This is a genomic window from Arthrobacter sp. Y3225116 (assembly GCF_059091245.1).
Map to the genome: position 1 here is coordinate 1 of NZ_JBNHGL010000166.1, position 6,512 is coordinate 6,512.

General features: G+C 69.6%; 5 protein-coding genes. All 5 read right to left on the bottom strand.

All coding sequences use genetic code 11. The annotated features are described in order from the left end of the window. A partial coding sequence (gene pyrF, locus AC5RV2_RS13250) for an orotidine-5'-phosphate decarboxylase (protein ID WP_494092714.1) occupies positions 1 to 560 on the bottom strand: 560 nt, incomplete at its 3' end. Beyond that, entirely contained in the window at positions 553 to 3,852 is a 3,300-nt protein-coding gene (gene carB / locus AC5RV2_RS13255) for a carbamoyl-phosphate synthase large subunit (RefSeq protein ID WP_494092715.1), read from the bottom strand. The genes pyrF and carB, both read right to left, overlap by 8 nt. Further along, the gene (carA, locus tag AC5RV2_RS13260; protein ID WP_494092716.1) at positions 3,852 to 5,057 is read right to left on the bottom strand and encodes a glutamine-hydrolyzing carbamoyl-phosphate synthase small subunit; all 1,206 of its coding nucleotides are present in this window, start codon (positions 5,055 to 5,057) and stop codon (positions 3,852 to 3,854) included. The genes carB and carA overlap by 1 nt, the downstream gene beginning before the upstream one ends. A gap of 8 nt (positions 5,058 to 5,065) precedes the next feature. Beyond that, positions 5,066 to 5,566, bottom strand: coding sequence for a PH-like domain-containing protein (locus AC5RV2_RS13265; RefSeq protein WP_494092717.1), 501 nt, complete (start codon positions 5,564 to 5,566; stop codon positions 5,066 to 5,068). A 1-nt stretch (position 5,567) separates the two neighbouring features. Next, positions 5,568 to 6,512 (bottom strand): dihydroorotase (locus AC5RV2_RS13270; protein ID WP_494092718.1); only part of this gene is annotated, 945 nt, incomplete at its 5' end.

The following is a 6,512-nucleotide window of genomic DNA, read 5'->3' on the forward strand; positions in this document are numbered from 1 at the left end:
GCTTCCGCGATCCGGGCGGCCACGGACTCGGCGCCGCCGACGTGCTGCACGCTGGCGCCCTCCGGGTTGGAGGTCAACGCCAGCACGAACACCCCGCGGCCGGTTGCCGCCGCCAGGTCCAGCGCCGGCCGCAGCGATTCGTACCCGAGGTAGGGGCTGAGCGTCACGGCGTCGGCTGCCAGCGCCGAACCGTCCCGCAGCCACGCGTCCGCGTAGGCGGCCATGGTGGAGCCAATGTCGCCGCGCTTGGCGTCGGCAATGGTCAGGGCACCGGCCTGGCCCGCGGCCGCCAGCAGCTTCTCCAGCACCGCCAGGCCGGCCGAACCGTGCCGTTCGTACAGCGCCACCTGGGGCTTGAGGGCGGCAGCCTGCTCCCCCACCGCGTCCAGCACGGTGAGGGAGAAGCGTTCCAGCCCTCCGGCGTCGTCGTTCAGTCCCCAGGCGGAGAGCAGCGACGGGTGCGGGTCGATCCCCACGCACAGCGGCCCGCGGGCCTCCATCGCCGCCCGCAGCCGCTGCCCGAAGGTGGCGGGCTGCGGCCGGGCGTGCGGCTCAGGCATGGAAGGCGGCCTTCAGGTTCTCGGCGTGCTCCTGCAGGCTGGTGACGTCCCACTCGTACTGGCGCATCGCTTCGATGGCCTGGATGGCGGCGCCGAACTCGGACACCGTGGTGATGATCGGAGTGCCCACCGACGTCGCCGCCGCGCGGATCTCGTAGCCGTCGCCGCGGGCCTGGCCGCCGGAGGGGGTGTTGAGGACGAGTCCGATCTGGCCCTCGGTGATCAGGTCGACGATGGTGCCCTCGCCGTCGTCGGACCGTCCCTCGGCGACCTTCCGCACCGTGGTGGACTGGATGCCGTTGCGGCGCAGGACCTCGGCCGTGCCGCCGGTGGAGAGGATCTCGAAGCCCAGGTCCACCAGCAGCTTCACCGGCATGATGATGGAGCGCTTGTCGCGGTTGGCCACCGAGACGAACACCTTGCCGGACGTCGGCAGGGCGCTGCCGGCCGCGGCCTGGCTCTTGGCGAACGCCGTGTCGAAGTACTTGTCGATGCCCATGACCTCGCCGGTGGAACGCATTTCCGGGCCCAGCAGCGAGTCGACCACGGTGCCCTCCGGCGTGCGGAAGCGGCTGAACGGCAGCACCGCTTCCTTCACCGCGACCGGTGCCTCCAGCGGCAGCCGGGAGCCGTCGCCGGTCTCGGGCAGCACCTTGTAGACGCTGCGCAGCGTGTCGATGTCCACGCCGGTGCCGATCAGCGCCGCGGCCTTGGCCAGCTGCACGCCGGTCGCCTTGGACACGAACGGGACGGTGCGGGAAGCGCGCGGGTTGGCCTCGATCACATAGAGCACGTCGGCGGCCAGCGCGAACTGGATGTTGATCAGGCCGCGCACCCCCACGCCCTCGGCGATGGCGGCGGTTGCCTTGCGCACCCGGTCCAGCACGTCGGCGCCCAGGGTGATCGGCGGCAGCACGCACGCCGAGTCGCCGGAGTGAATGCCGGCCTCCTCGATGTGCTCCATGATGCCGCCGACGTAGAGGTCCTTGCCGTCGTAGAGGGCGTCGACATCGATCTCGATGGCGTCTTCCAGGAAGCGGTCCACCAGCACCGGATGGTCCGGGGTGATCTCGGTGGCGTTGGCGATGTAGCGCGACAGGTTGGCCTCGTCGTAGACGATCTCCATGCCGCGGCCGCCCAGCACGTACGACGGGCGGACCAGCACGGGGTAGCCGATCTCGTCGGCGATCTTCTTCGCCTCCTCGAAGGAAACGGCGGTGCCGTTCTTCGGTGCTATCAGCCCGGCCGAATCCAGCACCCGCTGGAAGGCGCCGCGGTGCTCGGCCAGGTCGATGGCCTCCGGCGAGGTGCCGAGAATCGGGATGCCGGCGTCGGCCAGCGCCTGCGCCAGCTTCAGCGGCGTCTGGCCGCCCAGCTGCACGAACACGCCGAGCACGCCGCCGGTGCGCTCCTCCGCGGCGATGACCTCCAGCACGTCCTCGAGCGTGAGCGGCTCGAAGTACAGGCGGTTGGAGATGTCGTAGTCGGTGGAGACGGTCTCCGGGTTGCAGTTGATCATGACCGTCTCGTGCCCGGCCTTGCGCAGCGCCATGGTGGCGTGGACGCAGCTGTAGTCGAACTCGATGCCCTGGCCGATCCGGTTGGGGCCCGAGCCGAGGATGATCACCGACGGCTTCGCGTGCAGCTCGACCTCGTCCTCCTCGTCGTAGGACGAGTAGTGGTACGGGGTGTAGGCGGCGAATTCGGCGGCGCAGGTGTCCACCGTCTTGAACACCGGGCGGATGCCCAGCGCGTGCCGGACCCCGCGGACCACTGCCTCGCTGGTGTGGCTGAGCTTCCCGATCTGTTCATCGGAGAAGCCGTGCCGCTTGGCCAGCCGCAGGATGTCCTCGGTCAGCGCCGGCGCGCGGCGGATTTCGGTGGCCACTTCGTTGATCAGCTGCAGCTGGTCCAGGAACCACGGGTCAATCGAGGTGGCTTCGAAGACCTGCTCGACCGTGGCACCGCCGAGCAGCGCCCGCTGCACCATCGAGAGCCGCTCGGTGGACCCGACCCTGGACTTGGCCAGCAGTTCGGGCACGTCATAGTCGTTGACCGGGTCGAACTCGAGCTGCGAGCCCTTCTGCTCCAGCGACCGCAGCGCCTTCTGCAGCGCCTCGGTGAAGTTGCGACCGATGGCCATCGCCTCGCCGACGGACTTCATGGTGGTGGTCAGCGTCGGGTCGGCGGCCGGGAACTTCTCGAACGCGAAACGCGGAACCTTGACGACGACGTAATCCAGCGTCGGTTCGAAGGCGGCCGGGGTCTGCTGGGTGATGTCGTTGGGGATCTCGTCCAGCGTGTACCCGAGCGACAGCTTGGTGGCAATCTTGGCGATCGCGAAACCGGTGGCCTTGGAGGCCAGCGCCGAGGACCGGGAGACGCGCGGGTTCATTTCGATCACCACGACGCGGCCGGTGTCCGGTTCGATGGCGAACTGGATGTTGCAGCCGCCGGTGTCGACGCCGACTTCGCGGATCACCGCGATGGAGATGTCGCGCAGCTTCTGGAACTCGCGGTCGGTCAGCGTCATGGCGGGGGCGACGGTGATGGAGTCGCCGGTGTGCACGCCCACCGGATCGAAGTTCTCGATCGAGCACACGACGACGACGTTGTCGTTCTTGTCGCGCATCATCTCGAGCTCGTATTCCTTCCAGCCCAGGATGCTCTCTTCGAGCAGCACCTCGCTGGTGGGGCTGTACTGGATGCCGGCCCCGGCGATCCGGCGCAGGTCGTCCGCGTTGTAGGCCATCCCGGAGCCGAGGCCGCCCATGGTGAAGGACGGGCGCACCACCATCGGGTAGCCCAGTTCCTCGGCCGCGGCGAAGGCCTCGTCCATCGAGTGCACGATCACGGACTTGGCGGACTCGGCGCCGCAGCGCTCCACCACGCCCTTGAACTTCTCCCGGTCTTCGCCGAGTTCGATGGCGGCGATGTTGGCGCCGATCAGCTCCACGTTGTACTTGTCCAGCACGCCGTTCTTGTCCAGCGCGATCGCGGTGTTCAGCGCGGTCTGGCCGCCCAGCGTGGGCAGCAGGGCGTCCGGGCGCTCCTTGGCGATGATCTTTTCGACCACCTCCGGGGTGATCGGCTCCACGTAGGTGGCGTCGGCGAACTCGGGGTCCGTCATGATCGTGGCGGGATTCGAGTTGACCAGGATGACCCGCAGGCCCTCCTCCTTCAGCACCCGCAGCGCCTGCGTGCCGGAATAGTCGAACTCGGCCGCCTGTCCGATCACGATGGGACCGGAACCGATGACCAGGACGGACTTCAGATCTTCTCTCTTGGGCATTACTTGCTTTCCTTCGTGGTCTCGGAAGCGGTCCCGGTCTGGTTGCGGCGGGAGTTCATCAGGTCGGTGAAGCGGTCGAACAGGGGCGCCGCATCGTGCGGCCCGGCGGCCGCCTCGGGGTGGTACTGGACGGAGAAGGCGGGGATGTCCAGGCAGTTCAGGCCCTCGACGACGTCGTCGTTGAGGCAGACGTGGCTGACTTCGACCCGGCCGAAGCGCTCCTCCGGGGCCAGCGTGGGCCCGTCCAGCGGGGCGTCGACGGCGAAGCCGTGGTTCTGCGAGGTGATTTCGACCTTTCCGGTGCGCCGGTCCATGACCGGCACGTTGATGCCGCGGTGGCCGTAGCGCAGCTTGTAGGTGCCGAAGCCCAGGGCGCGGCCCAGGATCTGGTTGCCGAAGCAGATGCCGAAGAAGGGCAGGCCGGCGTCGAGCGCCTTGCGCAGCAGCAGCACCTGGCGGTCGGCCGTGGCCGGGTCGCCGGGGCCGTTGGACATGAACATGCCGTCGGGTGCGACGGCCTGGATGTCCTCGAAGCTGGCGGTGGCGGGCAGCACGTGCACCCGGATCCCGCGCTCGGCGAACCGGACGGGGGTCATGGCCTTGATGCCCAGGTCGAGGGCGGCGACCGTGAACCGCGGCTCCCCGTCCCAGCCGTGGTCGGCCGGGTCGACGGTGTAGGCCTCGGTGACGCTGACCTCTTCGGCGAGCCGCGCGCCTTCCATCGCCGGCTGCGCGGTGACCTCGGCCAGCAGCTCCGCCGCGGGGCGGGCAGCCGCGTCGCCTGAGAAGATGCCGGCCTTCATGGCGCCGCGTTCGCGCAGGTGGCGGGTCAGGGCGCGGGTGTCCACTCCCTGGATGCCCACGATCCCCTGGTTGACCAGTTCTTCGTCCAGGCTGCGCTCGGAGCGCCAGTTGGAGGGCCGGCGGGCAGGGTCGCGGACCACGTAGCCGGCCACCCAGATCTTGCGGGATTCCGCGTCGTCGTCGTTCACGCCGGTGTTGCCGATGTGGGGTGCGGTCTGCACGACCAGCTGGCGCGCGTAGGACGGGTCGGTGAGGGTCTCCTGGTAGCCGGTCATGCCGGTGGAAAAGACCGCCTCGCCCAGCGCGGTGCCCTGCGCGCCGTAGCTGCGGCCGCGGAAGGTCCGGCCGTCTTCGAGCACCAGCAGCGCCGGTGCGGAGAGGAAAGTTGTTTCTGCGCTCACGATAGGTCCTAGTCTTCCTGTACGGCGGGTAGGTATGTCTGCAGCTGCGCCAGCAGCGGTTGTTTGTCGGCGGCCTGCCGGGTGCGGAAGGCCGTGTCGACCTCGCGCTCCCCCAGCTTCCACGTGATCACGGCCAGTCCCTCGGACTCCACGAACTTGCCCACCATGCCGCTTTCGGTGCGGACGTCGGAGATGCTTCCGGCCGGAATGTAGAGGTCCGTGGAGCCGGGCCGCTCGATCAGCACGCCATGCGGATAGGTCCGCAGCGCCGCCTTGGTCCGGATGCCGAGGCCGTGGACGGCGACGCGGTCCAGCCAGTCCCCCGCCGTCGTCGTGACGACATACATGCCGTCGTAGTAGCCGGTCGGGTTGGCGGTGTCTGCCGGGACCTGCGGCAGCGGCGCGATGTCCCGCTGCCGCTTGACCCGGTTGCGCCAGCCGACGCCCACCAGCACCATGAGCACGACGGCGACGGCGAGCATCACCAGGCCCGCTTGCATCTGGTTCATCTCAGGCCTCCCCTACCGGGCGTGCCGGGGTGTTCAGGGCGCCTTCCAGCACCGTGGGGTGTCCGTTGAGGAACGTGGCGACCACGCGGCCGGGCAGCTCCCGGCCGGCGAACGGCGAGTTCCTGCCCTTGGTGGCCATCGCGGCGGGGTCCACCGTCCAGCGGGCCGCGGGGTCCACCAGGGTGATGTTGGCGGCCGATCCGGCGGCCAGCGGCTGGCCCTGGCCGGCCAGCCGGCCGATCCGGGCCGGCATGGCGGAGGTGATCCGGGCGAAGTCGGCCCAGCCGATCAGGCCGGATTCGATCATGGTGTGCTGCACGACGGACAGCGCGGTTTCCAGCCCGGTCATGCCCATGGCCGCCTGCGCCCACTCGCACTCCTTCGCCTCCGAGGGGTGCGGCGCGTGGTCGGTGCCGATGACGTCGATGGTGCCGTCGGCCAGGCCGGCGCGCAGGGCCTGCACGTCCTCGTCGGTGCGCAGCGGCGGGTTGACCTTGTAGACCGGGTCGTAGCTGCGGACCAGTTCGTCGGTCAGCCACAGGTGGTGGGGCGTGACCTCGGCGGTGACCTTGATCCCGCGGGCCTTGGCCCAGCGGATGAGCTCCACCGATCCGGCCGTGGAGACGTGGCAGACGTGCAGGCGGGAGTCCACGTGCTGGGCCAGCAGCACGTCGCGGGCGATGATGCTCTCCTCCGCGACGGCCGGCCAACCGGTCATGCCCAGCACCGCCGACACGGTGCCCTCGTTCATCTGTGCGCCATCGGTCAGCCGCGGCTCCTGGGCGTGCTGGGCGATCACGCCGTCGAACGCCTTGACGTACTCCAGCGCGCGGCGCATCAACACCGGGTCCGACACGCAGATGCCGTCGTCGGAAAAGACCCGGACCCGGGCCCGGGAGTCGGCCATCGCGCCGAGCTCGGCGAGCCGTTCGCCGGCCAGGCCCAC

Excerpts from the sequence above, each read along its gene's own strand:
- carB (WP_494092715.1), bottom strand. The coding sequence starts at position 3,852 with ATGCCCAAGAGAGAAGATCTGAAGTCCGTCCTGGTCATCGGTTCCGGT.
- AC5RV2_RS13265 (WP_494092717.1), bottom strand. The coding sequence starts at position 5,566 with ATGAACCAGATGCAAGCGGGCCTGGTGATGCTCGCCGTCGCCGTCGTG.